General features: G+C 68.5%; 29 protein-coding genes and 1 pseudogene. 8 read left to right on the plus strand and 22 right to left on the minus strand.

The genetic code is table 11. From position 1 onward, the window contains the following. Positions 1 to 805 precede the first annotated feature (805 nt). Positions 806 to 1,324 carry a hypothetical protein gene (locus AC07FY_RS29480; protein WP_479012289.1) on the minus strand — a complete coding sequence of 173 codons (519 nt, stop codon included), beginning with the start codon at positions 1,322 to 1,324 and terminating at the stop codon, positions 806 to 808. A gap of 200 nt (positions 1,325 to 1,524) precedes the next feature. Here AC07FY_RS29480 and AC07FY_RS29485 point away from each other — a divergent pair, with 200 nt between their 5' ends. The 6 genes from AC07FY_RS29485 (at position 1,525) to AC07FY_RS29510 (ending at position 6,806) form a co-directional block, all read left to right on the plus strand. Continuing rightward, positions 1,525 to 1,995 (plus strand): Pycsar system effector family protein, encoded by a 471-nt coding sequence (locus tag AC07FY_RS29485; RefSeq protein ID WP_479012292.1) that lies wholly within the window; start codon positions 1,525 to 1,527, stop codon positions 1,993 to 1,995. 129 nt (positions 1,996 to 2,124) lie between these two features. Next, positions 2,125 to 2,694, plus strand: a complete 570-nt coding sequence (locus AC07FY_RS29490) for a Crp/Fnr family transcriptional regulator (protein ID WP_479012534.1) — start codon at positions 2,125 to 2,127, stop codon at positions 2,692 to 2,694. A gap of 101 nt (positions 2,695 to 2,795) precedes the next feature. Beyond that, positions 2,796 to 3,620, plus strand: coding sequence for a hypothetical protein (locus tag AC07FY_RS29495; protein ID WP_479012295.1), 825 nt, complete (start codon positions 2,796 to 2,798; stop codon positions 3,618 to 3,620). Next, positions 3,617 to 5,635 (plus strand): hypothetical protein, encoded by a 2,019-nt coding sequence (locus AC07FY_RS29500; RefSeq protein WP_479012298.1) that lies wholly within the window; start codon positions 3,617 to 3,619, stop codon positions 5,633 to 5,635. Before AC07FY_RS29495 ends, AC07FY_RS29500 begins: the two co-directional genes overlap by 4 nt. A gap of 98 nt (positions 5,636 to 5,733) precedes the next feature. Continuing rightward, the gene (locus tag AC07FY_RS29505) at positions 5,734 to 6,402 is read left to right on the plus strand and encodes a hypothetical protein (RefSeq protein ID WP_479012301.1); all 669 of its coding nucleotides are present in this window, start codon (positions 5,734 to 5,736) and stop codon (positions 6,400 to 6,402) included. A 59-nt stretch (positions 6,403 to 6,461) separates the two neighbouring features. After that, positions 6,462 to 6,806, plus strand: coding sequence for a hypothetical protein (locus AC07FY_RS29510; RefSeq protein WP_479012304.1), 345 nt, complete (start codon positions 6,462 to 6,464; stop codon positions 6,804 to 6,806). Between the two features lie 428 nt (positions 6,807 to 7,234). Here AC07FY_RS29510 and AC07FY_RS29515 read toward each other — a convergent pair whose 3' ends face one another. The 6 genes from AC07FY_RS29515 to AC07FY_RS29540 form a co-directional block, all read right to left on the minus strand. After that, positions 7,235 to 8,311, minus strand: a complete 1,077-nt coding sequence (locus AC07FY_RS29515) for a replication-relaxation family protein (protein ID WP_479012306.1) — start codon at positions 8,309 to 8,311, stop codon at positions 7,235 to 7,237. Positions 8,312 to 8,416: 105 nt separating this feature from the next. Further along, positions 8,417 to 8,887, minus strand: coding sequence for a hypothetical protein (locus tag AC07FY_RS29520; RefSeq protein ID WP_479012309.1), 471 nt, complete (start codon positions 8,885 to 8,887; stop codon positions 8,417 to 8,419). Between the two features lie 467 nt (positions 8,888 to 9,354). Further along, positions 9,355 to 9,681 (minus strand): hypothetical protein, encoded by a 327-nt coding sequence (locus AC07FY_RS29525; RefSeq protein ID WP_479012312.1) that lies wholly within the window; start codon positions 9,679 to 9,681, stop codon positions 9,355 to 9,357. Between the two features lie 227 nt (positions 9,682 to 9,908). Beyond that, complete coding sequence (locus AC07FY_RS29530) at positions 9,909 to 10,733, minus strand: hypothetical protein (RefSeq protein ID WP_479012315.1); 825 nt, start codon at positions 10,731 to 10,733, stop codon at positions 9,909 to 9,911. Then, positions 10,730 to 11,632: a sigma-70 family RNA polymerase sigma factor gene (locus AC07FY_RS29535; protein ID WP_479012317.1), complete on the minus strand. Its 903-nt coding sequence runs from the start codon at positions 11,630 to 11,632 to the stop codon at positions 10,730 to 10,732. The genes AC07FY_RS29530 and AC07FY_RS29535 overlap by 4 nt, the downstream gene beginning before the upstream one ends. Continuing rightward, the gene (locus AC07FY_RS29540; protein ID WP_479012320.1) at positions 11,629 to 11,859 is read right to left on the minus strand and encodes a hypothetical protein; all 231 of its coding nucleotides are present in this window, start codon (positions 11,857 to 11,859) and stop codon (positions 11,629 to 11,631) included. The genes AC07FY_RS29535 and AC07FY_RS29540 overlap by 4 nt, the downstream gene beginning before the upstream one ends. 1,083 nt (positions 11,860 to 12,942) lie before the next feature. Here AC07FY_RS29540 and AC07FY_RS29545 point away from each other — a divergent pair. Beyond that, the gene (locus AC07FY_RS29545; protein ID WP_479012323.1) at positions 12,943 to 13,737 is read left to right on the plus strand and encodes a nucleotidyltransferase domain-containing protein; all 795 of its coding nucleotides are present in this window, start codon (positions 12,943 to 12,945) and stop codon (positions 13,735 to 13,737) included. 2 nt (positions 13,738 to 13,739) lie between these two features. Beyond that, entirely contained in the window at positions 13,740 to 14,378 is a 639-nt protein-coding gene (locus tag AC07FY_RS29550; RefSeq protein ID WP_479012326.1) for a Cap15 family cyclic dinucleotide receptor domain-containing protein, read from the plus strand. 101 nt (positions 14,379 to 14,479) lie between these two features. Here AC07FY_RS29550 and AC07FY_RS29555 read toward each other — a convergent pair whose 3' ends face one another. The 15 genes and pseudogenes from AC07FY_RS29555 to AC07FY_RS29625 all read right to left on the minus strand — a co-directional run bounded on the left by AC07FY_RS29555 (position 14,480) and on the right by AC07FY_RS29625 (position 24,640). Further along, positions 14,480 to 14,728: a hypothetical protein gene (locus AC07FY_RS29555; protein ID WP_479012329.1), complete on the minus strand. Its 249-nt coding sequence runs from the start codon at positions 14,726 to 14,728 to the stop codon at positions 14,480 to 14,482. A 287-nt stretch (positions 14,729 to 15,015) separates the two neighbouring features. Continuing rightward, positions 15,016 to 16,173, minus strand: coding sequence for a ParB/RepB/Spo0J family partition protein (locus tag AC07FY_RS29560; RefSeq protein WP_479012332.1), 1,158 nt, complete (start codon positions 16,171 to 16,173; stop codon positions 15,016 to 15,018). Further along, a complete protein-coding gene (locus AC07FY_RS29565; RefSeq protein WP_479012335.1) occupies positions 16,170 to 17,375 on the minus strand; it encodes a ParA family protein in 1,206 nt (401 codons plus the stop codon). The genes AC07FY_RS29560 and AC07FY_RS29565 overlap by 4 nt, the downstream gene beginning before the upstream one ends. Positions 17,376 to 18,036: 661 nt before the next feature. Beyond that, positions 18,037 to 19,272, minus strand: coding sequence for a hypothetical protein (locus AC07FY_RS29570; protein WP_479012338.1), 1,236 nt, complete (start codon positions 19,270 to 19,272; stop codon positions 18,037 to 18,039). A gap of 98 nt (positions 19,273 to 19,370) precedes the next feature. After that, positions 19,371 to 19,577 (minus strand): hypothetical protein, encoded by a 207-nt coding sequence (locus AC07FY_RS29575; RefSeq protein WP_479012341.1) that lies wholly within the window; start codon positions 19,575 to 19,577, stop codon positions 19,371 to 19,373. Positions 19,578 to 19,973: 396 nt separating this feature from the next. After that, positions 19,974 to 20,504 (minus strand): hypothetical protein, encoded by a 531-nt coding sequence (locus AC07FY_RS29580; protein ID WP_479012344.1) that lies wholly within the window; start codon positions 20,502 to 20,504, stop codon positions 19,974 to 19,976. Beyond that, positions 20,501 to 21,184 (minus strand): hypothetical protein, encoded by a 684-nt coding sequence (locus tag AC07FY_RS29585; protein ID WP_479012347.1) that lies wholly within the window; start codon positions 21,182 to 21,184, stop codon positions 20,501 to 20,503. The genes AC07FY_RS29580 and AC07FY_RS29585 overlap by 4 nt, the downstream gene beginning before the upstream one ends. A gap of 154 nt (positions 21,185 to 21,338) precedes the next feature. Further along, positions 21,339 to 21,761 carry an NUDIX domain-containing protein gene (locus AC07FY_RS29590; protein WP_479012350.1) on the minus strand — a complete coding sequence of 141 codons (423 nt, stop codon included), beginning with the start codon at positions 21,759 to 21,761 and terminating at the stop codon, positions 21,339 to 21,341. A 199-nt stretch (positions 21,762 to 21,960) separates the two neighbouring features. Continuing rightward, on the minus strand, positions 21,961 to 22,449 hold the full coding sequence (locus AC07FY_RS29595; protein ID WP_479012353.1) for a hypothetical protein: 489 nt from the start codon (positions 22,447 to 22,449) through the stop codon (positions 21,961 to 21,963). Then, positions 22,449 to 22,655 (minus strand): hypothetical protein, encoded by a 207-nt coding sequence (locus AC07FY_RS29600; RefSeq protein ID WP_479012354.1) that lies wholly within the window; start codon positions 22,653 to 22,655, stop codon positions 22,449 to 22,451. Before AC07FY_RS29600 ends, AC07FY_RS29595 begins: the two co-directional genes overlap by 1 nt. Before the next feature lie 21 nt (positions 22,656 to 22,676). Next, positions 22,677 to 22,958, minus strand: a complete 282-nt coding sequence (locus AC07FY_RS29605) for a hypothetical protein (protein WP_479012357.1) — start codon at positions 22,956 to 22,958, stop codon at positions 22,677 to 22,679. Continuing rightward, positions 22,955 to 23,394: pseudogene (locus AC07FY_RS29610) on the minus strand (ASCH domain-containing protein). Before AC07FY_RS29610 ends, AC07FY_RS29605 begins: the two are co-directional and overlap by 4 nt. Beyond that, positions 23,391 to 24,068, minus strand: coding sequence for a GGDEF domain-containing protein (locus AC07FY_RS29615; protein ID WP_479012359.1), 678 nt, complete (start codon positions 24,066 to 24,068; stop codon positions 23,391 to 23,393). Before AC07FY_RS29615 ends, AC07FY_RS29610 begins: the two are co-directional and overlap by 4 nt. Positions 24,069 to 24,156: 88 nt before the next feature. Next, complete coding sequence (locus AC07FY_RS29620) at positions 24,157 to 24,432, minus strand: hypothetical protein (protein ID WP_479012362.1); 276 nt, start codon at positions 24,430 to 24,432, stop codon at positions 24,157 to 24,159. 85 nt (positions 24,433 to 24,517) lie between these two features. Beyond that, positions 24,518 to 24,640, minus strand: a complete 123-nt coding sequence (locus AC07FY_RS29625; protein WP_479012365.1) for a hypothetical protein — start codon at positions 24,638 to 24,640, stop codon at positions 24,518 to 24,520. Positions 24,641 to 24,645: the final 5 nt, after the last annotated feature.

Genomic DNA, 24,645 nt, shown 5'->3' on the forward strand with positions numbered 1-24,645 from the left:
TCTTCAGAAACAAGATCAGCACGCACCCGGACACCCTGCCGACCAAGATCGTCAAGCGCAAGACCCGCAGCTCAACCCATTCTGAAACCATCAGTAATTCCAGGACTCTGTGGTCCGCCACCTCATCAGCCGTGCGCGGCGCCGCAAGGCCGCACGGGCGCGCGCCGTGTCCAGAGCTCGGAGCTCGTGAGGAGAAACGCGTCACCGTGCGGCAGCTCATCCATCGAGGATCCCGAACCCGATGGGCCTGTGGGGGCAGAACGTGTGAGGACCGGCCGGCGCCCAGCGCCACCAGTCTTTTCAAAGACCTCGCACGGTCGGAGGTGTCGTAGGGGTCACCACGGCACCGACCGGACCACACACGTCCTGCCCGGGCTGAACAACGCCGCCCCGGGCCCATTTAGAGATCCAGGACCTCTAATTACTAACGAATTAGAGGTGTCGTTTTCCGAAAGGGGCTTGCCCACGGCCATTGACCTGGGCAAACGGAAGATCATCGAATTCGGGGGGTCCCACCTCCGGTCACACCTGTGGTCCCCCGCCTAGTGCACCCCTGCAACCACCTGTCCAGCCCCCTCCCGGTGCAACCTTCACAGAAGCTCAGCGGGAGGACTCCCAGCCTTCCGCCGAACCTGACCGCGACGCACACTGGGCAAGCCCAAGGGGAGCCTGGACAGGCGGAAGAGGCCGCGGCCGGGCCGGACCGGCTCCCGGTCGTCGTCCTCGCGGGGCGGCGGCGCGTCAGCCTGGCGGCGGGCGGCTTCCTTGCGGGCGATGTCGTCGGCGTGGCAGATGCCGCACCCGGTCAGGTCTCCGGCGTCCAGGCGCCGCCGCGCGCGGTGGTCTCCTCCCATCGCTCGTCGGTGAACTTGCGCCCGCACCGCGTGCACACCGGGCGCTGTGCCTCCCGCTCAGCTGCGCGGCGCTGCTTGTCCTGCGCGTCGGCGCGGGCCTCTTGGGCGCGGTAGAGGTCGTGGCCGTCGGGGTTGTCGAGCGCGGCCGTCAGCGTCTGCTCGCCCTTGCGTCCGCCGTGCTCCTGGAGCTGCTCCAGGGTGGTGATGACGACGGGCACCGCCTGGCGGTAGTCCCGCGCGGTGATGGCCTTCTCGTAGAGGGAGTCGTACCGGCGCGGCCCCCAGTAGCGGCGGCCGGCCTCCTCCAGCACGGCGACGGTGTTGTCGACCTTCGCCTCGGTGGTGTCCATGAACACGAACGTGAGGGGCACCAGGCCCTCCCGTCCGGTCGGCGGGTAGAACCTGCGCCACAGCCGCTTGTCGTGGTCGACGTGCTCGATCGCGTCCGGCCGGGAGCGGACCAGGTCCACGGTGCGCTTGTCCGCGACAGATCGGTGTCAGCAGCCACCAGCCGGCGGCGTGTGACGGACGACGCTGGTGCGGAGCCCGTTGATGTGCACAAGACGGCGGGAGAACAGAGCACAGTCGGAGACATCGATGCGGGCACGTGGATGAGGGGGCTTTCGTGGAGAGGGCTGAGGGGCGTTCAGGGACGGGGAGTCCGGACAAGGTGAAGCGGCTGCAGGGCGTCGCTGCCGTAATGGTGGTCGAGCTACAGCGTGCGGATGGGAAGGCGACTGCCGTGTGCGGTGCCGCAGGGGGATTCCTGACAGCCGTCGTGGCGTTGCTCGCCGCCCTTGAAGGCGCGCCGCGGTGTTCGGTTGCCGCACTGTTGGTGGCGTCGGTCTTGCTGGCAGTCGCGGTGGGCGTGGCGCTGTGGGCTCTTCGTCCGGTGCTTCCGCAGGTGGGTTCGCCTGAAGCACTGCTTGGCGTACGGCAGGGGGCCAATATCGGGCCGGTGATCGCGTCAATCGGCGGGTTGAATGTCACGGAGCAGCTACGGCTGGAGGAGGCGCGGTTGGCAGTGCTCGTCGGCCTGGCGCGGCGCAAGTTTCAAGTTGTTTGCGTGGCGGTGGATCTGGTTGTCGCTGCGCTGGCGATGGCCGGATTGGGACTGTTGTTGCTGTACGTAATGGGCTGAGAACATGCAGTCAGGACGGACGGTACGCCTGGGGGGTCTGTGTATCAGCCGCATGTCACGGTGTTCGGTGAGTCGTTGTGGTCTCAGCTGCGAGATCTCGCGCCACGGAGAGTCCGGCCGGCACGCAGCGTGCTGCTACGGCAGGGCGATCCCGCAACGCACGTGATCCTGATGGATTCGGGTTCCACGCTGGTCACCCTGGCAGGCGAGAACGGGGAACGGACGCTATTGGCGGTCCGGGGAGCCGGCGAGTTGCTGGGCGAGCTGGCGGTGCTGGACTCGCAGCCGCGCACGGCGTCTGTGATCGCCGCCGAGACGTGCCATGTGCACATCATACCGGCTCTGGATTTCCTCGCTTTCGTGGACGAGCACACGTTGCTTGCTCCGTTGCTGCGCCACGCCATCGCCCGCGTGAGGGAAGCGGAGGCCGTGCGTCTGGAGATGGCCACCGCACCGGTGGCGGTGCGTCTGGCTTCGGCACTGGGCCGTCTGCTGCAGGCGGCCTCCGGGGAGGGCGGCGACTACGTCGTGCGCCTGACGCAGCTCGAGCTGTCGCAGTTGATCGGCGCGTCCCGCAATGCCGTGGGAGCGGCCCTCAAGCCGTGGCGCGAGCGGGAATGGCTCGCCACCGAGGCCGTCGGCGGCCTGATCATCCGCGATATCCAGTCGATCCGCTCGCACGCGTCCACTCAGGGGTGATCGACAGCACGGTCGGGAAGCCCACTGCTGGGCACCACCGGGAGACCGACGGGGCCAGCATGGGGCCACCCAATCGTTCCTACCAGGAAGGCCGATGCCGCATGATCCCCGCTGTCGCACCGGACGCGGACGACGTCCCGCAGGAATACGCCCTGTTGGTCATCGACATGAAGGACTACAGCAAGATCCCCGAGGCGAAGATGGCTCCCACTCTGGCCGATCTGGAGTCCATCTTGTCCACCGTCTTCGAGCAGTGCGGAATCGACGACGTCTCCACCCTCGACAATGCGGTCAAGGACCGCGGCGACGGATCCATCTACGTGTTCCCGGCCCGACACGCGGCCAGGCTCGTCGACCCGTTCCTTGGCCACCTCAAGCTGGCTCTGGAACGCCGGGAGCAGAGCCGCCTGGCGAACTCCCCTTCCATCCGGCTGCGCGCGAGCGTCCACGTCGGCCCTCTCGTCCTGCCCAACCATCGCGGTGACGCCGCAGTCGACGCCTGCCGTCTCGTCGAGAGCGTGGCCGTCCGCCGTGCCATGGACGCCGCCCTCGGCAATGACCTGCCCCTCGCCGCTGCCGTTTCGGACCCGGTCTTCGACCGCTCCGTCCTCGCCCAACGCACCAGGACGCTGAAGCCCCGGGACTTCCATCAAGCCACGGCGCTCGTGGACGGCAAGCTTGGATTCAAGGAACCGTGCTGGCTCCACGTGCCGGGACTCGTGCCGTCCGTCATCGCCTCCTACTGCAACGCCGACAACAACACCTCGTCGACCGACCGGAGCAACCTCGAAAGCCGGAACCGGACGGACGGCGGCCCGACGCCGGAGAAACCGGCAGTTCCCGCGGGAGGGCAGAGCGCCAAGGCCAAGGGCAAGGCACGAATCCTGCAGGTCGGCGGCGACTACCGTGGCCAGGGGGAAGCATGAGCATCGGAGTCGAAAGCCTGGAAGCGTCGACGCCGAGCCAGAATGCACAGGCGTCGGGCAACGCCAACGTGACGCAGGTCGCCGGGAACTACACAAGGAACATCCACCGCTACGAGCGGAGCTGGCAGTACCTGCGCGGAGTCGGTGTTGACACGGCCGAACTGGACCTCGCCGAGCACGCGTTCGTCGACGTGGCCGGCGCCGGCGGGAGCGGACGGGCAGCGCTGGCCGCCGGCAGGCTGACGAGCCCGCACGAGCGAAGCCATACGCTGGTGCTGTGCGGCCAGGCGGGCACGGGGCGACGGACGACCGCGCTGCACATCCTGCTCAAGGCAGGCGTTCCCAAGGAGCGGATCAGCTGGCTGGTGCTGGACTGGGACCAACCGCGTACCGAGCAGATCCCTCACACCCCGGGGCACGGCTTCGTCCTGGACCTGACGTCATCCGGTCGGTTGGACGACGACTTCTACACCGGGCTCGCCGACTACCAGAAGGCCGCACGGGCAGACGAGGCCTTCCTCGTCATCCTGGCCGATGCGGACTCCTGGAACCCCAGGAACCTGACCACCGTGCCCACAACACACCTGGTCCGCCCGCCGGCCCAGCAGGTCGCCGCAGCGCACCTTCGCCATCGCGCGAACGGGCGCGTGGACTGGCTGACGAGCCCCCCGCTCGACACTCTGCTCACCGAAGCCTCGCACGCGGGCGAGGCCGCCCGCCTGGCCGGCCTCATCGCCGGGGCCGACCAGGACGGCAGGAATGCGGTCAAGGAGCAGTTCACCGAATGGCACACGCACCTCGAGGCGTGGTTCAAGAAACACTCGACCGAGGATGACCTGCGCGAGCGAGCCCTCCTGATGGCCGCAGCCCTCCTGGAGAAAACGCCCGCCGCGACCGTGCTGGAAGCAGCGGACAAACTCTTCAAGGAAGTCGGCGGTACTCTGCCGCCCGGCGGGGCGCTGGCCGGCCGCGACCTGTCGGCGCGTCTGGGCGCCATCAATGCCTCCATGGTCGACGGGGAGTGCCTTTCGCTCGACGACGAACGGCGCGGGCTGTCCGAGGCGGTCCTGAAGTACGTGTGGCAACAGCGACCGCAACTGCGCGACCTGCTGCTGGAATGGGCATCGCAGCTCAGCGCTCCGAACGGAATCGCCGTACGTCATCTCGACCGCATCGCCGAACGACTGGTGCAGCTGTCCCTGCTGCCCGGCGGCGCCACGGTACAGAGGGTGATGAGCGGCTGGATCGAGACCGGCCGGACGGACCACCGACAGCTGGCCATCGGCGTCCTGGAGACGATGGCCCTCCACCCCGAGACGGGACCCGGTGTCCGCAAGCTGCTCTACCAGTGGGCGCAGAACAAGAACAGCAGCAGGGAACTGGCCTCGGCCGTGGCCGAGATCTGCTCCGGCCGGCTCGGTCAGAGGTACCCGCGCATGGCCCTGACCCGACTGCGCATCCTCGCATCACGCAACGACGACCTGGCCAGCGAGTCGGTCGCCAAGGCGGTGAGGGCATTGGCCAAGGCACCGGAGCAGCGCGTCCCTGTGCTGTCGGAGATCCTTCAGTGGGCCGAGTCCGGGGAAAGTGCGACACGCAAGGCCGGTACCACCAGCTTCCTGGCACTGACCGACACCACCGACGCCGCTCTCGTGCCTACGACACACGAGACCGTCGACGACCTCACAGCGAACCTGACCGACCAGCTCTTCGTCCGAGGCTGGCGGGCCGCTCTGGAAGAACCTTCGACAGCGGGAGCAGCCCACGCCCGGCTCGCCGACTGGCTGGACTCCCCCGCGCTGCCCGACACCCTGCTCATGCCGATCGCCGAGGCAGTGCTACGCGGACGCCTCCACGGGGCAGGAGCAGCGGGCATCCTGGTGGGCACCTCCAGCACCCCGGACCTGGGTCGAACACGGCGCAAGACACTGTTCCACCGCCTGATCGACGAACAGACACCCCCCGTTGTCTCCGCTTCCACCCCCGGTGAAGACACCTACCCGCCGCAGACGTGACCTTCTGCCCCTGGCTCCGCCGCCCACCGACACTTCCCGCGTCGTGTGCGGCCGAAGCCCAGGAGGAGTCCCATTCGCTCGTCCTACGGGACGAGCGGATGGCAAGCCGCCTCACTGCTGTGCGTTTCACCGTCCGCATCGACGGCACCTGGCGCCGCACAGAAACCGATTCACCAGAGCTCCAAGACCCCGCGGCCACAGCCCGAGACCACCTGCGCCGACACACCGCGAAAGTCCTGCGGCAGCACTCCATTCTTGACCTCGCCGCCGCCCAAGATGCCGTCAACGCCGACCTGGGCCGATGGAGCTGTGCCGCGCCCGGGCTGACGTGCACCGGCGGGGCACGCTTGGACGCCACGCCCCAGGACCGTCACCTGGCCCAAGAACACGCTCTCCGGCAACAGACATTGATCCTGGCGCACGAGGAGGAACTCGACCGCCTGGCCCGCCTACAGGGCGTACTGGCAGACCCAGACCTGCGCCAAGTGTGGTGGATCGACCAATTCCCCGAACGCATTGACACCCTCAAGACGCTCGCCACCGCTCTACAGGATCTACGTCCCCCCGACAAGGCCGAGACCGACGGCATCCGCGGCGACATCCTGCGCTTCACCGAGCAACTCATCACCGACCTCCACACGCCCCAGCAGCGCGAAGTCTTCCTCCAAGCCCTCATCCAGACCCTGCAGACGCTGGGCCACCACAGCCTCAGGGACGCTGCAGACCGCTGGCGCACCTCACCCGAGACAGGGAGCACACTTCCGTGAACATGCGCACCGCACGCTGGCTTCTCGCACCGATACGACAACGCCGCAGCCTCCAACTCGTGAAACGCCACGGGCCCTCGCTGCTGTACGACACCGCCTGGGCCCTCATCACCCTGCACACGGCGCAAGAGGAAGCACTTCTGGTCCGCGCCTGGGCCCGCGAGAACCGGGACCGAGCACCCGGCATCCACTACGACCGGTGGAGCGAACTGAGCGCGGAGGAACAACAACGGCGCCAGAGGTGGCTGCAACGTCACGGCAGATCCCCCATCCAACTCCTGAACCTGGAAGCCGAACTCATCCTCAACACGGGCCTGCACGTGCTCGACTGGGGCACACCACAGTCCAGCGCACAAAGCAGCCCGACACGACAACCCCGGCCGGACACCAGAACACAGGCGTAACCTCGCAGACGCCGCCAGAAAGCCTGTACGCAATCGGCCCTGCTCACCAAATAGAGTCCGCAGCTGCGACGAGAACCCGGGCTTTGACCCCGGAATTTGACCACGTCTATGCGGCTCGGGCCAGGGCAGTGGCTGTCCGCTCCGAGGGCTTGCCCAGCAGAACCGTTGCCCAGTCGGCGGGCCGGTCTTGACCGATCCATCCCCCACGATCGGTCAACCAGCACGTCAACGCCCTGACCGGTCCATGCAACTCCCAGCCTGGGCGGTGACCGGTCATCGGTCACGCGTCATCGGTCAGCCGCGCCCTGGCCGTGAAGGCCAGCGGCGGCCGTGACCGATGCCGCCCTGCCGACGAGCGCTGGCCGGGGTGGGCAAGCCGGTGTTCGGGATGGCTTGCCCAGGCTCCCCTTGGGCTTGCCCAGCGCCGGTCAGCGGCCGATGGCTTCGGGGTAGCGGGAGCGGCGCCGGTGTGGGTCGTCGACGCCGATCTCGTACCAGGGCTCGCCGCGCTGGAGGTTGGGCAGGGTGTTGGCCCACACCGCGATGGTGATGCCCTGCACGGCGGCCGTGAGCGCCTGGAGCCGGTTGTCGAGGAGGTGCTCGGCCTTGCCCGCTAGGACGACGTGCAGCCGCGGGAAGGTGGTGGAGCGGGTGTAGCGGTGGCGCTGCCAGAACGGGTACGTCCCGCCGATCGTGCCGCGGGCCCCCTCCCAGACACGGTGCCCGGCGTAGCGCTCGTAGTCCCAGACCTCGTTCGCGAGGCGGGCCTGGGACATGGTGCCGTTGTCGAGTTCGAAGAGGCGGACCTCGCTGGTCTTGGTCGGCACGGCGAGGACGGCGTCGGTGTTGAAGGACAGGCCGGTCTGCTTGATGGCGTGGTTGACCTCCACCTGCCAGTCGGTCAGGTACTCCCGGCGCCCACCGAGGACGGTGTCGGTGTAGGCGAGGATCGTGTCGGTCACCGCGAGCCCGTGCGGGCCGAGCCCGGCTCGGACGGCCTTCGCTCCGGTGCCGGCCTTCGGTCGTGCCGGTAGTTCGTTGCCGTCGGCGAGAGCCTTCTGCCCTGCCGGGGTGAGGTTCCAGATCTGGTGCTTGCCGTCCTTGCCGTTCGTCTCCGCCAGCCCGAGCTTCTCCAGTTCCACCATGGCCCTGCGCACGTACGACCGGCCGTCCGACCCCTCCCCCGTGATCACCTGAGCCATCTGCCGGACCGTGGCTATCCGCACGCACCCGAGCATCCGCAGCGCATCGGCCCGTACCTTCCCGGCCGTGGAAGTGGACTTCTTCCCTTTCACTGGTGTCTCAGGGGTAGGGAGAGAGGTGTCAGCGTGCCGGGCAGCCCCTTGACGAGCGGTGTGAGCTGCGGTGATGGGCACAACGTTGGAATCGTTCACGGCACTGGACGCGGCACTGGAATCCGGGGCGTCTGCAGGGCGCTCGGCACCCCTTGACCAGGTCGGGCGCGGCTCCGGATCGGGCTGACGGGCACTGCTGGCGTACGTCATCGTCGAGGCTCCTCACGCGGGCGTGGGACTCCGGGCAGAGTCCCGCATTCACCTGCTACAGGTGCCGGGGAAGCCGACGGTGTGACGCTTGTTATCGATCCGTGATCATTCGACGGGTGCGGCGCAGAGCTCGGAGACGATCGTGAACGACGTCGTCACCATCGGCACCCCCATGGCCGGCGGCATCGCCGCGTGCGTGGTCTCACCGTGCGCCATGCCGTTGCGGATCTGCCGCCCGTAGTCGAGGTACTCCGCCTGGCGTGCGGTCAGGATGCCGGTGTCGGCGCCCTGCTTGATGAGCTGGTGCAGCGGCTTCTTGCCCGCGCCCGGGATGCGGTCGCGCAGCACGATCTCCACTGCGATCAGGGAGTGCATCACCGCCACGGTGGAGAACTCGTAGCAGTAGTACGACTGGCGCAGCAGCTCCCGGGCCGTGCGCAGGACGGTCGCCACGGCCTCGGGAACGCCGGTGGGCACGACCAGGTCCTTCACAAGGTCGTGCATGTCGGCGTACTGGCCGACGAAGTAGTGGGCGCGTTCGTCGGGCACCGGGAACGGGAGGCGCTGCGTGGTCATCCCCGAAGTCTCCCAGCGACGTCCCGGGGCCGGCAGCGGCTTTTCTGCGGCCGTCGCTCAGCGTGCCGGGACGGAGATTTCTCCCCTCTCAGGGTGGGCGGTTTGTCGCTCCTGGCGGACCAGGTCAAGGAGAAACGTGCCAGTGGACAACCTGGTCAAGGGGTGGAGCCGACTCCGGTCAAGGGGTCGGCCGAACCTGGACAAGGGGGCGGCTCGTGCTGGGCGAGGGGCAGCTACGGCACACCAGGTGCGGGCGAGAGGGGCGCACTTGGTGGGGTGCGGGCCATCGTGGTGCGCCCGGGAGTGGAGTCCACCGTCAATCGGTGCGCGCCGCAGTGGACTCCACCCGGTGGAGGCCACTGAGTGGGGGCGCCCACTGGGTGGAGGCCACTGAGTGGAGTCCGCTCGATGGGCTCCACTCAGTGGCGGCATCGGGCGGTCCACACGGTGGACGATGCCCGGCGTCGTCACCACAGCCAGGCGTTCGAGTGCCGCATCCGGGACAGGGCGTGGGCGTCGCGGCGGGCGGTGGCGCTGCCGATGCGGTTCTGCCGGGGCCGGGGCTGACGCGCCTGGGCGCCGTAGAACCTGCGGACACCGGCCGCCTTGAGCCGCTTGCGCTGCTTGGCCAGCTCCGCCTTCTTTGCCTTCATGGACTTCGGCTTCCGGGGCCGCTTCCAGAGCGGCTGCCAGTCCGTCAGCGGCACGTACGCCTCGGCGCGCTTCTGCGCGGCCGCCTTCAGCCGGGCGGCGACGGTTTCGATCCTCGGGTCCGCGGGCGGCGTGGTGGTCATGCTCCGGTGGGGGTTGCCCGGCCTGACGCGGGCTGGATGGGCTGGGCGTGCGGCGGTGGGGCCGTCACCGGGGCGGGCTGGGGCACGGGGCGGCGGGCGGCGGCTCGTTCCCGGATGCCGAAGGCCGCAGGCCGTCACCGGCGGCTACACCAAGAACGGAGGGAATCACGCTCCACCGTCCGCTCCCCCGGCGGCAGAGGGGCCAGGGGAGCGGACCGTAGGGCCGTTCAGTGGGTCGCGGCCTCGTCGACTTTGCGGCGTGCCCGTCGTGTGGCCCGGTTTGTGTCTCGGCGCCGGGTGGTGCGGGCTTGGAGGCGGGGCGGGAGGTCGCTGGCGTTGTCGGGTCGGTCAGCGGCCGCGGCCAGAAGGCTACGGATCGTGTGGGCGAAATCAGGGCCTGGGAGCGGCAGCTCGCTTTCCGGTTCGCGGAGGTAGCCGACGGCCACGGCGGTGGGCATGTAGGTCATCAGCTCGCTGACCACGGCGGACCGGGGTCGGCTGACATGACTGGCCAGTCGGCGCATGACCCGCAGGAGGGTCGTGCTGGAGGCGCCGTCATCGTGGTGGAGAACGAACGGGGCGCCGTCGAAGCAGATGGTGGTATGCACGGCGGGTGCGTCGGGGGTGATTGTGTCCGTGTGCGTCTCATCGGTCTGGGTGTGCCACCAGCGGGCCGTGTGCGTCTCACCGAGGGCGAGGTGGTGCAGGTAGAGGCAGTAAGCGGCGGCTGGATAGCCGGCTCCAGCGGCGTACTGCCACCAGAACCGGGCGCCGTCATCGGTGTCGGTCAGCTGGAGCACGCAGGCGAGGATAAGAGCGCTGCGAGGTTCGGGAACTTGGTCGGTGACGAAAGCGGCGACCGTGGTGGCGGGGGTGTGGTGGACCAGGGCCTCGCACAGTGCGCGCAGTTCTTCCGCCGCGGCAATGTTCCCGATCTTGATCCCGGCCGGGTGTTTGCGGGGGTTGGTCTCGCGGGGTGGGACGGTATCGCGGGGCACTGCCCGGTTGCGGGCGAGCAGTGCCCTGGACAGCACGTGTTCGAGGGTGGTCATGGGATGAGTCCTCCGGTTGGGGGCGGCAGCTCGATGGTGTCGTCCAGGAAGCGGTTGGCGTGGCGCTCGTCGGACCGGACAGCGGCCAGTGGGATCCCGAGAAGGTCGGAGACGTGCTTGGGCTGGAAGCCACACAGGCGCCGCAGCACCATCACGTCGAGCTGGGCGTCGGGCAGCTTGCTGATCGCGGCGAATAGCTCGAGGCTCTCGGCCAGCTGGGTGTGCTGGTCCTCCGGGACGGCGTCGCACAGGGCGAGGGTGTCGAAGGCGGCTTCGGCCAGTACGGGGCGTTCGTCTCTGTAGTTCGCCTTCGCCTTGACGGTGGCGCGCAGGATGTTCCAGGCGTAGCGGCGAATGTCAGGGCTGGCGAGGGCATCGTCGAAGCAGAGCCAGAGGATCGCGAAAGTGTCATCGACTGCGGTCTTGTCAATGCCGTCGGTGAGGAAGACTCCCGCGTAGGCCAGGTATCCGTCCATGATCGTCTGACACAGGGCCCAGTGTTCGAGGGGCCGATCGGAGCGGGCCGTGGCCACAGCGGTGGTGCCCTCGGTGGACCGGTCGACCCAGTCCCGGGTCTTGCCGGCGTCCATGGCTGCCTGCTTCCACAGCCGGTACAGGGGCCAGCCGGGAAGGTCCAGCTCGCCAGCGAGGCGGTGGATGACCTCCCAGCGCGGGTAGTGTCCGACGCCGCGTAACAGCTCGGACAGTTTCGATTTGGCCAGGACCTTCCGGCTGAGGTCGCTGAGGGTGCGGCCGCTGGCCAAGTAGCGCTCGCGGGTCGGCTCCAACCAGGCACGGTGTGAGCTGCTGACCGTGTCCGCGATGGGACCGAGCTTGCGGCCGGGTCGGACCGGGGCCGGCTCGGAAGCCGACCCCGGTGTGTTGAACGACGTCGTCACGGAGCGCCGTCCTCCTTGTCGGGCACCGCTGCCACGCGGTGCCCGGAATCTGCCGCACTCCGCGATCGGGCGCTGCGCACAACCTGGGTGACCGTCAAACCCAGGACTGGGGCCAGCCCAGCCACCAGGCCCGCGTGGCCCATCGCGGCCATCGCCGCGCTCCAGCCGAAGACCACCAGCATCACTAGCGCCAGCGCCATTGCCGCCGCTATCTGTTTCTTGTTCATCACCATTCCTTGGTGTCTCGAACTCCGCGACCATCCGGAAGACCCCCACGAGGGGCCCCTCCAACGAGCGGGTGCCGAACCGCTGTTGGGGAGCATCAGCATGGACCGGCGGACACGTATCACGCGACGTGATCAAGGAATCACGGAACATTAGGAGTCGGAGATGGTCGACGCACGGCCGGAGTTGACCGTTCCGTTGCACGTAGAGCCCACCGCAAGCAGCGAACGCGTAAAGTTCCGGGTTTTCCTTGCAATCGGACCCCGCCACCCCGTCATATGGAGACAGGACACCTTGGTGTCGGCCCTTCCATCCGGAAGAGGCGTGCTCCCCGTGCCGAAGATGGGGGCCACGCCACGCGCCCTCGCCCGGCCTGAGATAGAGGCCGGGCGAGGACAACGCGCGCCCTGTAGGGGGAGACGACCGTAGCGCAGGCTACTGACAACGCTCCTCCGACAGCAGACCCCCGCGGCGCCAACTCGCAGTCGTGTTGCCCTCATCGGGGAACGCTCACCTGACAAGGTCGAAGGGCATCAGAAGCGACCGCTCCCACCGCCTCACGCCCCTCCCAGGTGTATTGATCACGAGCCAACGACGGTGACGAGCGCTCCGCGAACGACGTCTCCCAGTTGGCGCACAAGGTGGCTGAGGCGACGGCTGGTACTTAGCTTCGGCTTCGCCCAGCCGGTGATGACCTGCCCGGGATGCGCGGACGGCCGCGGCCCAGTTCGAGAAGGCGGCACCTGCCGACGGTGCATGGGCCGCACCGATGAGGCGTCGAGGTGCACGTACTGTCTGCACACCGAAACGCCGGGCGACGACGGCTGAGGGGCTGAGCGACCCGCCGAAGTGTCTCGTGATGCCATGGCCTCCAGGACTCCGCGCGGGTTGTGTTCCACCAGTGGTCGCTGTCAGTGCCTGCTCGTACGCTGTTGGCCGGCGCAGGCGCGCCGGGGCCTGGAGGCGTTCATGGCACGACAGCTGACCTATGAACAGCGGATCGCTTTGTTCCACAAGTGGAAGAACCCCCAGGTGCTTCCGAACAGCTCCGACTCGAGCGCGCCGAGCGCATGGTGAAACAGGCGGTGCTCCGACACGAGCCGTTCCAGGGGCTCGACATCACGGTGGCGTCGAAGGGCTCGTATCCCAACAACACCAACGTCCGCGGTGACAGCGACGTCGACATCATGGTGAAACTCAACGACCCCTTCCACACGGAGGGGCTGGCGGCTTGGTGGTTCGGGCAGCAGGCCAGTTACGCAGGACCGTGGACCCGGCAGAAGCTCCGCCGGGAGGTCGAGGACGCGCTCACCAACTACTTCGGCTCGGTGCACACGAACCACAACCTCGCCTTGTACGTTCCGGAGGTCGTGGGCAGCCGTCCCAGCATCGACGTGGTGCCGTGCTTCAAGTGGGTGGCCTACGACAGCACGGTGCCCGGCGGCGAGTACGTGGGCAGCGTCGTCTACGGGCGCAACGGAAAGCGTGTCATCAACTGGCCCGAGCTCCAACTGACCAACGGCCGGACGAAGAACACCAACACCAAGTACCGGTACAAGTTCGTGGTGCGGGTGCTGAAGAACATCGAGAACGACCTCGCCTCCGAGGGCGTGATCACGGCCCTCCCGTCGTACTTCTCCGAGTGCCTGATCTACAACGTCCCGGACGACGTCTTGGGTCTCGATGGCAGCCTGGACGCTGTGGTCCGCGAGAGCCTGCGGGAGGTCTATCGGCAGCTCATGGGGGGCTGGTTCAGCTCCCAGCGCATGGTGGAGCCGAACGAGATCAAGAAGGTGTTCGGCGAGGGTCAGAAGTGGACGGAGAAGGACGCCCGCGAGCTGATCGAGGGCGCGTGGCACTACCTCAACTACGAAGGCTGACGATGAACACCGCGACCACCATCCGCACCGGCGCCACCATCGCCGCCACCCTCTACACCGTCGTCCTGCTCGTCCTGGGTCTGTACCCGTCCGAGTTCCGGTACCTCTTCGCGTACATCCCGGCCCTCGTGGGCTACGGCACCGTCGTCTTCGACAAATGGGCCTGGCACTGGCCCGTCATCCACCGTCTCACCGGCCGCCCCTGGGTCACCGGCACCTGGCGAGTGCTGCTGTCCCCGAGCCCGGAGAGCCACATTCCCGAAGGGGTAAGCCGGGGCCCGATCACCGCGTACATGACGATCGAGCAGACCTTCTGGAGCCTGCACGCCACGCTCCGCACGAGGGAGAGCACCTCGCGGTCGAGCAACGCCACGATCGGCGCTCCTGAGAACTCCGGCACTGCCGAGATCGGGTTCCTGTACAACAACACGCCGCGCGCTGCGCTCCAGCACAGCAGCCCCCGGCACGAGGGAGCCTCTCGGATAACGGTCACCGGGCTGCAGCCCAGGGCGGCTACCGGGCACTACTACACCAGCCGGTTCACCGCCGGCGACATGGACTACACCCTGCTCAACCGATCTACCGACTACGGCACGTTCGCCGAAGCCCAGGCCGCCGACCCGGCACACACCAGCAACTGAAGAACAGCAAGGAGCGGGCTCCGTGAGGCGGCACGGCCCCGGGCCGTCTCACGGAGCAGCGAGGACCACTCCTCGTCGGTCAGGACCTTCGCGAACGCCTCTTAGGAGTCCAGCGAGCGGAGCAGGGGACCGAGGAGCCTTCGCGTCACCGTGCCCGGCGCATCGCGCAGCTCGGCCAGCGTGGCGCCGGTGCTCTCCTCGTACGTGTCGGCGCTGTAGCGGTGGTTGCTGGCGAAGCTGCCCGGCGGGCTCCAGCGACGTCGGCCGCGGAGCCGGTTGGCTCCGACGGCCAGGGCCCAGTTGCCGTGGTAGCCCACGTCCTCGGCGATCAGGCGGATCAGGTCCAACATGTGCCGGGTGAAGACCACAACGGCAGCGTCGAAGATGACCTGCTCGGCCTCGCCTGGTGACTCGAATCGTTGTAGACCACCCGGGCGCTGCCGAACAGCGCCGCCGCTTCCGTCAGGCTGTCACGGCCTTCGTGGACGACGACCTACGCGCCGGGCGCTTCGCTCTGGCCTCCGCTCCTCCGCAGCGGGCACGCAACAGTACATCGAGACGCAGCGGCCGGACTCTTACCGAGTCCGGCCTCTAGGAAAGGGCGCTGCTTGAGCACCGCCCTCGATCTGGGTGTCGATCAGATGGCGCCTAGGTCGGCCGCCACTGCGGCCAGGATCGAAGCAAGTTGGAGACGTCCTTCTCGGGGGAGGCCACGCGCGAGGTCAGCGACCAGCGCCTCCTTGCTCCCGCTGCGCTCGACATAGCGATGGAGGAATCGGCTTCGCTGGTCTTCATCCAGGGTGGCCATGACGAGGTCCATGACGGCGTTGCCGTCGTGCCACGGCACAGGAGGGGCCGGCCGAAGGTCCACCAGGTGTCCGGACGGGGCTTCGGCGATAACGGCGTTATCAGTCGGCAGGTTCTCGGCGCGCTGCTCCTGCGCCTTGGAGGTGATAACGGCGTTATCAGTCTGCGGCAGGACTGCGGGGGTGTCCTCTGGTTGTGCGGCCAGCGGGTTGATAACGGCGTTATCAGTCGCAGGGGCCGAGGGCTGAGTCGGCACGACGCTCCGGCGTCGCGGTTGGGGGGCGGCAGCCCGTTCGTCGGCTGTCGCCCGCTGTTCTTCGGGCGTGAGTTTGGCCAGGCCGCGCACGTGCTCGACCTTGCGTCGACCGGCTTCGAGGTCTGCCTGGAGGTCGGGTGCGAGCGCGAGGAGCGAGAGGCGCTGGGAGATGTACGGCTGTGTCACTCCGAGCCGCTTGGCTGCCTTGTGCTGCGAGCCGTAGAGCTTGACGAGCTGGTTGAGGGCTTGGGCCTCCTCCAGGTCGGTCAGGTTCTCGCGCTGGGCGTTGGCAACGAATGCGGCTTCGAGCAGCTTCTCGTCGGTGGCCGCCAGGGCGTCGTTTACGGTGATCCGGACGGAGTCGATGCCTGCTTCGCGGGCGGCGGCGAGGCGGCGGTGCCCGTCGATGACGACGTACTGGGCGCCAGCGGTGAGTTCGTCTTCGCGTCCGGGGCGCTCCTTCAGGTAGGCCTCGACGGTGGCCACTGTGATCGCTTGGACGAGTCCGATCTCGGCGAGGCTGGAGGCCAGGCCCTCGATGTCTCCGAGGGTGTCGCGGGGGTTGTCGGGGTTCGGGCTGATGCGGTCGAGGCTGAGTGTGGTGACGGTCTCGTCTTGGGCTTCGCCTGTGGCGGCTGCGATGAGCTGGCCGCGGGTACTGCGGGCGAGGGCTGCCCGGCCGAAGGAGCTCGAGCTCCCGACACGGTCGGCGGCGGACTGGCGGGTACTCACGTGATCTCCCGAACGATCTTGCGCATGCTCATGGCCTGGTCGCACTCCGGTGCGTAGGAGAGGAGCGGCATCTTGTTTCTGACGGCCTCGCGCTGTTCCTTGAGGCGGGCGACCTTCGCGAGGACCCTGGGGTCGCCGAGGGATTCCCACTCTCTGAGGGAGGAGGTGACGACGTAGCCGTCACGGGCGTCGTACATGTTGACGACGAGGCCCAGGTACTCGACGTCGATCCGCCAGTCCGTCTTACCGGACTCGATCTGCTCTATCAGCAGCTCGAAGGCATCCGCTGATGAGTCTTCCGCCTGCACGATGATCATCACGCCGGACTGTTCCTTGGCTTCGCCCTCACGACGACGCCCGTAATAGATCGCGGCGTCCATACCCACGCCGAGGCTGGGAGGGGAGTCGATGAGTATGACGTCGTAGTCCTTCTCCAGAGGCTCGAGCGCCCGCTCCAGAGTCGCCTGCCGGTTGCGATCCATCGCAATCATGATGTCGAGGAGGAACGCGTCCGGGCAGGAGGGCAGGACGTGCAGTCGGCCTTCGTATCGGGCGTCTTCGACGACGACCACGAGGTCTCTGATCGAGGAGTCCTTGATCTGGCCTGCCATGAACTTGGCCAGACTGGGGCCCTTGGCGGGGAGGCTCTGCAGGCCGAGCTGCTTGGTGAGGTGGCCCTGGGGGTCGTAGTCGACGAGCAGGACGCGCAGGCCCAAGCCCCGGAACTCTTCCAAGAGCGCCTCGGTGTTCTTGGAAACGGTTACGTAGGTCTCGCCCTCGGCCAGGGCCTGGCCGACGCCGGCGGAGATGGCGGTCTTCCCCACACCGCCCTTCTGGTTGCACACCACGATTCGGCGGGGGATCCCTGTGACGGGCCGGTACTTAGGGGAGGGATGCGTCTGCAGCCACAGGGCGACCGACTGCGCGAGTCCTTGAACGAAGGGGATGCCGCGCTCGGCACAGGCCGCCTTAAGGTCCTCCCACTGGCCCGGGAAGAGCCAGGTTGAGAACGTCACGGACCCTGCTGTGTCGATGACTTCGTGCACCGCTGGGGAGCTGCGCCAGGCGTCAATGCCTTCGGTGACGGCGTCCTGGATGTCCACTCCGAGTTCGGCTGCTCGTACCTTCAGGTCCTGGCGGAGCTCGGCTGGCAACTTGGAGACAACTTTCTCTCTGTCTCCGGAGGGGCTTTGAGTGACCATGAAGGCACCTTACTAACTTGCAGGGTGCGTTGGGACAGCCGACTCGCACAATGAGCGCCAAGTTCGCACCTGTTCCCAAAATGATCACGGCTTGTCGACAACGGGGTTATCGCTGACGGCGGCCTAACGGCTCCAGAAATCGCAAGAAGCGGCCCCCGCCGCCCGGATCGAGGTCTGGGTGGCGGGAGCGCTTCGCGTGCTCAGGCGTAGGCCGCGGCGATGGGTGGCCCGACGCGCCGCGATGCCGTAGCCCGCCAGGGGTGCCGTAGCCGCCCGCAGCCAATGCGGATCGGGCGGACCTCGATGCTGGTAGGAACAGCGCTGCCAGCGATAACGGCGTTATCACTGCGAAGCTGTCCGCAACCCGGATCCTGGGGGCCGCCACGTCGCCGATAACGGCGTTATCAGTCTCGTCGGCATCACTTACCCGCTGCGGACAACGCACAGCTGCGAAGCGGCTGCCGCGGCCGCTTCATGGACGAAGCAGGTTCAGAGCCACCTTGCGTCAGGTACTGAAGGTGGTGATAACGGCGGTATCAGCACCCAGGTGAAGCCGGGCGGGACAGCGGCTACATGTTCAGGACCCGCTGGGTCGGCTTGCCCGGCATCCACGCCGGTCGGCAACCTCAAGATCCCCTACGTGAGGCACGTCATGTGTGGGTCAGGCGGCAGGCAACCCGGGCAGTACCGTGCCGGTGTAGGCGGCGAGCACGCTTCCGAGCGCCCCACTTACGACTGGGGAGTTGAGGATGGCGACGATGGAGCCGCCCCATCGCTGGAGCCTTCCGAGATCAGGGGAACCAGCGGCAGCTTCGGTCTCAAGGCGTGTGGCGAGCTGGGTGAACTCGAGAGCATCTTCTTCCGGAAGTTCCAGGGCCGGTGCAGCTTGGCGCAGCGCCCGGGCGAGCATGACGACTGCTGCGGGGTCTATCCCGTCCTTGTTGGTCGTGGCGTTCATCGTGAAGTCACGGCTGTTGGCCGCGATGTTGCCCATGTTCTCCGCGATATGGAACGTTGTGTTCCCACCGTTGTTGCGGCGCTCGTACGCGCTGATGTCGCCCTCGTAGTGCTCCACGCAGTCCAGCCCTTCTGTCGTGATCTCAGCGCGTACCGGCCCCTCTCTACCACTAACTCTGGTGCCCCTGATCAGGTCTTTGGACAACAGATACCCAGCTGCACGATCCATCTCAGAGGCGGTGAGACGGTCACCGGCGAACAGAGAGTCGTCCAGTTCCAGAATCCCGTCGATGGCCGGAAAGTGGGTTCCCTCATGCTTTTGGTGCCATAGCCAGACAAGTAGAGCTTTGCGGGCTGCCGCGCTCCGGGCAGCCGGTGACGAGCGTTGGCGCAGCCGCTCTTCCATCACGCTCAGGCCATGAGAGGTCAGCCTCGCTCGCGGGTCCCCCATCATGGATTGACTGCCGTCCACCAGACCCTTGCTCTCGGCGTACTGGAGCAGCTCATAGGCTTGGGTGTCTGCCATCCCGTGCTCGTAGGCGAACGGCAGGATAGAACTGTCGCACAGTGGGTTCTCCCCGGCCTGTTCGTACACCCACTCGATAAGCGGATCGAGCAGTCTCGCAAACTCAACGGCCACGTTGGCTTCCTCTCGTGCACACAGAGGGTAGGGCGGGCAACGGTATCTCGTCGGTGGAACCAACTGCAGGCGGCGGTCCATGCCGACCGGATCCGTGAAGAGTCGGAAGAGGCGACGGAAGACAGGGTGTCGTCGTCGCCCTGGCACGGCCTCCGCTGCGGCGCCGGCCTCGTCGTAGACCTCGTGGGCAGCCTTGATGGTGGCGGTGCCGCTGTCGGCCCGGCCGATGAAGACGTGCACACCGCGCAGGCCCTCGATGTTCCGTATGGGGGCGTCCACCTCGAAAAGTTCCTTGGCCATGACGTCCAGCTCCTCTCGTGCTCGCGGTGGTGAGGGACCACCGTGCCGCCCCGCCCCCGGCCGATGGGCGGCAGGGGGCGGGGCGGCACGGAGGACCATCACCCGAGCGCGGTCGGGACCGCGTAGGCGCCGATCACGTCCTCGCCGCCGGGCCAGGTGCCGGGGGCGTGCGGATGTTGGACGATGCGCAGCGAGGAGCCGTTACGAGCGGCGACGTCGTACTCGTGAACCGTGTGCTTCTTGAGGGCGGAGCGAACCGCCGGGGCAACGGATTGGGCGCCTTCCGGCTGAGCAGCAGCGCGCAAAGCAGAGAAGGCACTTAACCCGGTTAAGACCCCGGCATCTGCGTGGCAGTTCAGCTTCTGCTAGTAGCGGAAGCCTGCGGACCCGGCTCCCGAAGCGGGACCGGCCCTACCAGCACGGGCAACAGGCGGCGCGGTTGCAGGTGACAGCCTTAACCCGGTTAAGGGTGACGCGACGGACTCTGGCGTGTCTGATCTCCCGTGAACCGGCCCGGCCTGGTTCAACAGGCATCTACGCAGCACATGTCAGGGCAGCATCGAGACGAGCTTGTGCTGCTTCTCATGGCGGACGATTAGGGAGGCGACCCTTAACCCGGTTAAGGGTCGCCGCAGGAGCCTGAAACGCAAGAAGGCCCGGCTCCCCCGCAGATGACCGCGGAGGAGTCGGGCCTTCGGTTGTCAGGCGGCCCAGGTCGCGGGCGCGCCTTCGTCAGGGTTGGGGATGCCGGCGGTGGCCGCCAGTGCGGCGGGGTGCCGCAGGGCGGTGACCGGCACGGCCGCGGGTTCGGTGTCGGGCGTCCAGACCATGCGCCAGGTGTCGTCCCACTCGCATCCGCAGCCGTGGTCCGGGTGCGGGTGCCGTAAGAAGACACCGTGGGTGTGGACCGCGCGCGGGATGAGGGGGATGAGCACGGAGGGGTCGTCGCCGGGGTAGAGGTGCAGGTTCCGCCAGCCGTGGATCCGGGCCATGTACGCGGCGGCGGCCTCGATGGCGTCGGTCCACCGCTGGTGTCCGAGCACGAGGAACGCGACGGGGTAGAGGTGGTCGTCGGTGGGGTTGTCGATCCCGGTGACGTGGAGGCCGCGGTGGACGATGAACCCGCTGTCGGCGGCGTCGTCGGCGCCGGGGGTCCAAATCTGTTCGACGGGATGCGGGGTGCCGTCGTCGCCCGCGCTGGTAGCGATCTCGTACAGGTCGGTGGTGGTCACGCGTTCACTCCCGCGATGGCGGCGGCGAGGAGCGCGGTGACGTCGGTCCGGTACGGGTCGCTGTAGTTCTCGCGGTCGTCGAAGTCGAACGGCACGCACTTCGCGGTGACCACGAACCCGGGGACGAGGGTGGCCGCCTGGCCCTCCAGCTCGGTGTTGAGGCGGTCCGCGTCGCGAGAGGCGAGCCAGGTCTGGGTGTAAGGGCCGAGGCGAAGGAAGGTGGAGCCGGACCCGTCGGGCTCGCACGCTTCGACGTCGACGGCGTAGTGGGCGGGGGCCATGCCGATGTCGTCGGGGAGGGGCAGGTTCGCGGCGGCGTGGGTGAGCATCGCATAGGCCGGCTGCCAGGCGCCGAGGATCGCGGTCGTCTCGCAGCGCAGCCAGCCGCGGTCGGTATAGCCGAGTTGGCGGCCGTGGAGGTGGGCCGCGGCGTTCGGGGCGTCGGGGTGGACCAGGGCGACGGCGATCACCTCGGTGCCGTGGTCGTCGCCGGGCCGGGTGCGCGCGCGCTCGATGAACGGGCCCACCCGTACGCCGATGTCCTGGGCGCTGCCGGGCGTCCAAGGCGTCGGGTTGCGCAGGGCGATGAGCGTCGCGCGGAACTGATCAACGACGGCCTGGTCCTCGGGGGAGAGGGCGCCAGGGGCGTGAGAGCAGCGGCGGAAAAGGGGGCGCTTCATCGGGTCGGCTCCTCGGAGGTGGGGTGCGGGATGGTCGTCGGCATAGCTGGGCTCAGGTAGCGGGCAGCGGTGTCCACGAAGTCGTCACGCCGAAGCGCCGCGCCGCCGGCCTTCCGGTCGGGGGGCGCGCCGCTTCGGCGTGGCGTGGCGGGTCTCAGGAGGCCGTGGCCGCGTTGAGGATGTCGGCGTGGTCGAACGCCAGGCGCTCCGGCAGGTTGTCCAGGGGCCACCAGCGGGCGGTGCGGGCGTCGTCCCCGGCGATGATCGGGGTGTCGGCGGGGACGGTGGCCAGGTACGCGACGGTGACGTACCGACCGCGCGGGTCGCGGCCGGGCTGGTCGAAGACGCCGATCTGGCGCAGGTCGTCGGCGGCAACGTGAACCCCGGTCTCCTCCTCGAGTTCCCGAGCGGCGGCCTCGCGGCTCGTCTCCCCCGGGTCGACGTGACCACCCGCGCAGGCCCAGTGGCCTTCGAACGGCGGCCAGTCGCGCTCGATCAGCAGGACGTCGCCGTTAGGCGTCAGGACGACCACGTCGGCGGTGTAGCGGATGGTCTCGAACGTCTCGGTCTCGGTCATGTGCACCTCTCGGTTCGGCGGGCTAGCGGGTGGCGGTGTCGGTGACGACGAGGAACTGGTCGGTGGTCAGGTCCATCACGACGTGGGCGTCGGTGCCCTGGGCGCGTTGGGCGGCGGCGTATTCGTCGGCGGGCCAGGAGCCGTGAGGGTGGCTGGCGGGGAAGCGCTCCAGGACGGTTCGGGAGGGGCGCGACGGTGGTCATCGGTCGTCACCGCCGTTCACGCGCTCGTCGATGTCGATGAGGGTGGCGATGGCGTCGGGGTTGTCGGCCAGGCCGACCCAGCGGCCGCTCGCGGTGAAGACGGGGACCTGGTCGTGGTCTCCGTCGAAGACGACGACGTAGTCGGCGTACCGGTCGAGGACCATGTCGCTCAGGGCCGGGATGAGCGCGGTGTCCAGGACCTCCAGGGCGTCGACAGTGAGGTGGGCGTCCTCGCCGGGCGCCTGGGGCTGGACCAGGGTGCCGGTGACGCGCAGCAGGTCGCCGGGCTGTATGCCGGTCAGCAGCTCGTGGGTGATCCGGGGGTCTCCGCTGGTGCAGGAGACGACCGTGTCGGGTGCGTCGTCGGCGAGGGTGTCGATATCGGCGGGCCGGACGATCAGGTCGAAGGTGGCCGTGTCCGAGCGGCGGCCGGGGGCGGGGATGGCGTCGACCCAGCCGTCGACGGCGCAGTGTTTGGTGTCCATCAGCTGGCCTCCGCCAGGGTCTCGGTGGGGCGAGGGGAGCGGGGTCGGGGGGTGCGCTGCGCGAGCACCAGGAGCTCGCAGTTGCGCTTCTGCTCAGCGGGCGTGAGCGGCCGGGCCTTCGCGGCGCCGTGGCGATGCCACAGCAGAGAGGCCGGCGGTTCGGGGTAGGCGAGCGCGTGGTCGACGTCGCGGTCGGTGCTGCTCATGAGGGCCTCCGGTGGGAGGGGTCAGGCGTGGGTGGCGCGCTTGGTGCTCTTGGGCTGGGTGTCGGAGGCGAACCGGCCCTCGCGGCGGGCCTGAACGGGGTTCGCGGCGATCCAGTCCTCAGCGCACGCCTTGTGGACGGGCTCCCCTGCGTGGGAGCGCATCGGCGTGGGCTTCTCGCACAGCACGCAGGGGCGGTCCTGCCAGCGGTCGTAATGCTGGCTGTCGCGCCATTCGAGAAGCGCGCCGGGAGCCGGGACCAGGCCCGGCTCGAACGGCGGCTTCTTCTTGCCTCGGGTGGTCACGGCCGGAAGCCGGGCAGCTGCTGGAAGACGCGCTCCAGCAGGTCCGGCGTCGGCTTCCAGGGCACGACCTGCCCCGCGCGGGGACGGGCAGGGGGAGCTCCTGGACGTCCTGGAGCACGAGGTGCCAGGAGCCCGGGTGCGCCCACGGCGAGCAGAGCGGCGCTCCCTCGAGGTCCTGGTGGCAGTCGGTGATCCGGGCGATGCCGACGACCGCGCCGGTGACCAGCTCGCGGTCGCGGATCGTGCGGCCGATCAGCGGGAGGCGCAGGGCGGGCCGGTCGACGGTCTGGCTCGTGTGCAGCAGGACCCAGCCGGTCCGCCACCGGGCGGGCCTGTTCTCCACGTCCTTGGCTCCGGCGAGGATGCAGGCCGCGTACGGCTGCCGGATGCTGATGCCGCGGATCCAGTCGCCCTCGGGCAGCGTCGCGGCGCTCATGCGGCCCGCCCCCACGCCGCTGTGCCCGGACGGCCGGCCCTGCGGCCGTTGATGGACGGCACCGTGACGTGCTGCGCCGTCGCGAGGGACGCGCGGCCGGTGTGCTTGCCGTCGTAGAGGGCGGCATCGGCGGCCCTCTGCAGCCGGGTCAGGTCGCGGGAGCCGACCGAGGCCGGGGCCGCGGCGCCGACCGAGGCGGCGACGTCGACGGTGCGGCCGTCGTCCAGGGTGACCGGCGTGTGCAGCATCCGGACCAGCTGTGTGAGGCGCTGTTCGCGGCGGTCGGCCTTCAGCTCCAGGACCACGGCGAACTCATCGCCTCCGAGCCTGCCGATCGCTGCGCGCTGGCCCGCCCAGGCGGTGAGCCGGGCGCCGATCGCGGTGAGGACCGTGTCCCCGGCCGCATGTCCGAGGCCGTCGTTGATCTGCTTGAAGTGGTCGGCGTCTACCATGACGACGGTCACCTTGTCGCCGTGGCGGGCCAGGAGCCGGCGGGCGCGGGCGGTGTAGGAGTCGCGGCGCAGCAGGCCCGTCAGCGGGTCGCGCTTCGTGGCAGCGAGCTTCTTGTGCAGCGCGACGGCGTGGACCGCCCAGCCGGTCAGCGGCACGGCGGCGGTGGTGATCAGAAGGGTGCGCGGGCCGAGCCGGCCCGTCGTGTGCAGGACGGAGTCCATACTGGTGTCTCCCTCTCGTCTCGTACGGGATGGGGAACCCGGGGCAGGCGACGGTTTCGACGCCTATGGCGCCTGTCCCGGGGCGAATTCACATCAGGCTGTTGGGGTTGACCCACGCCGTGGTGGTGGCCTTGTGCCAGTCCAGGACCCAGTCGGGACGCAGGCCGCGCGCGGCCCATCCGTCGCTGGAGTCGTCGGGGGTCGGGAGGCCGGCGGCCACGTGCTGCACGGCCCGGTCGTAGGCGTTGCGCGCGGCGGCCAGGGCCTCGCTCTCCCCGGCTGCGCGGCCGGTGAAGACGTGAAGCCCTCGCCGTTCCTGGTCCGCCTCGTGGTGTATCGGGACGTCGACCTCGTATCGGCGCATGACGTCCATCTCCTTCCGTGTTGAGGGACCACCGCGACCGCCTCGGCCTCCGTCGTACGGAGGCCGAGGCGGCACGGAGCGTCCGTCAGGCGCGGTAGGTGGGCGGGCGGACACCGGCCCGCAGTTCGCGGATGATCGAGCAGGTGCCCTTGGTGGCGCAGTACGCGTCGTCGGTGTCCGGGAGGGCGTTGCCCGTGGTGCCCCACATGTCGC

Source organism: Streptomyces sp. NPDC045967 (assembly GCF_056430495.1).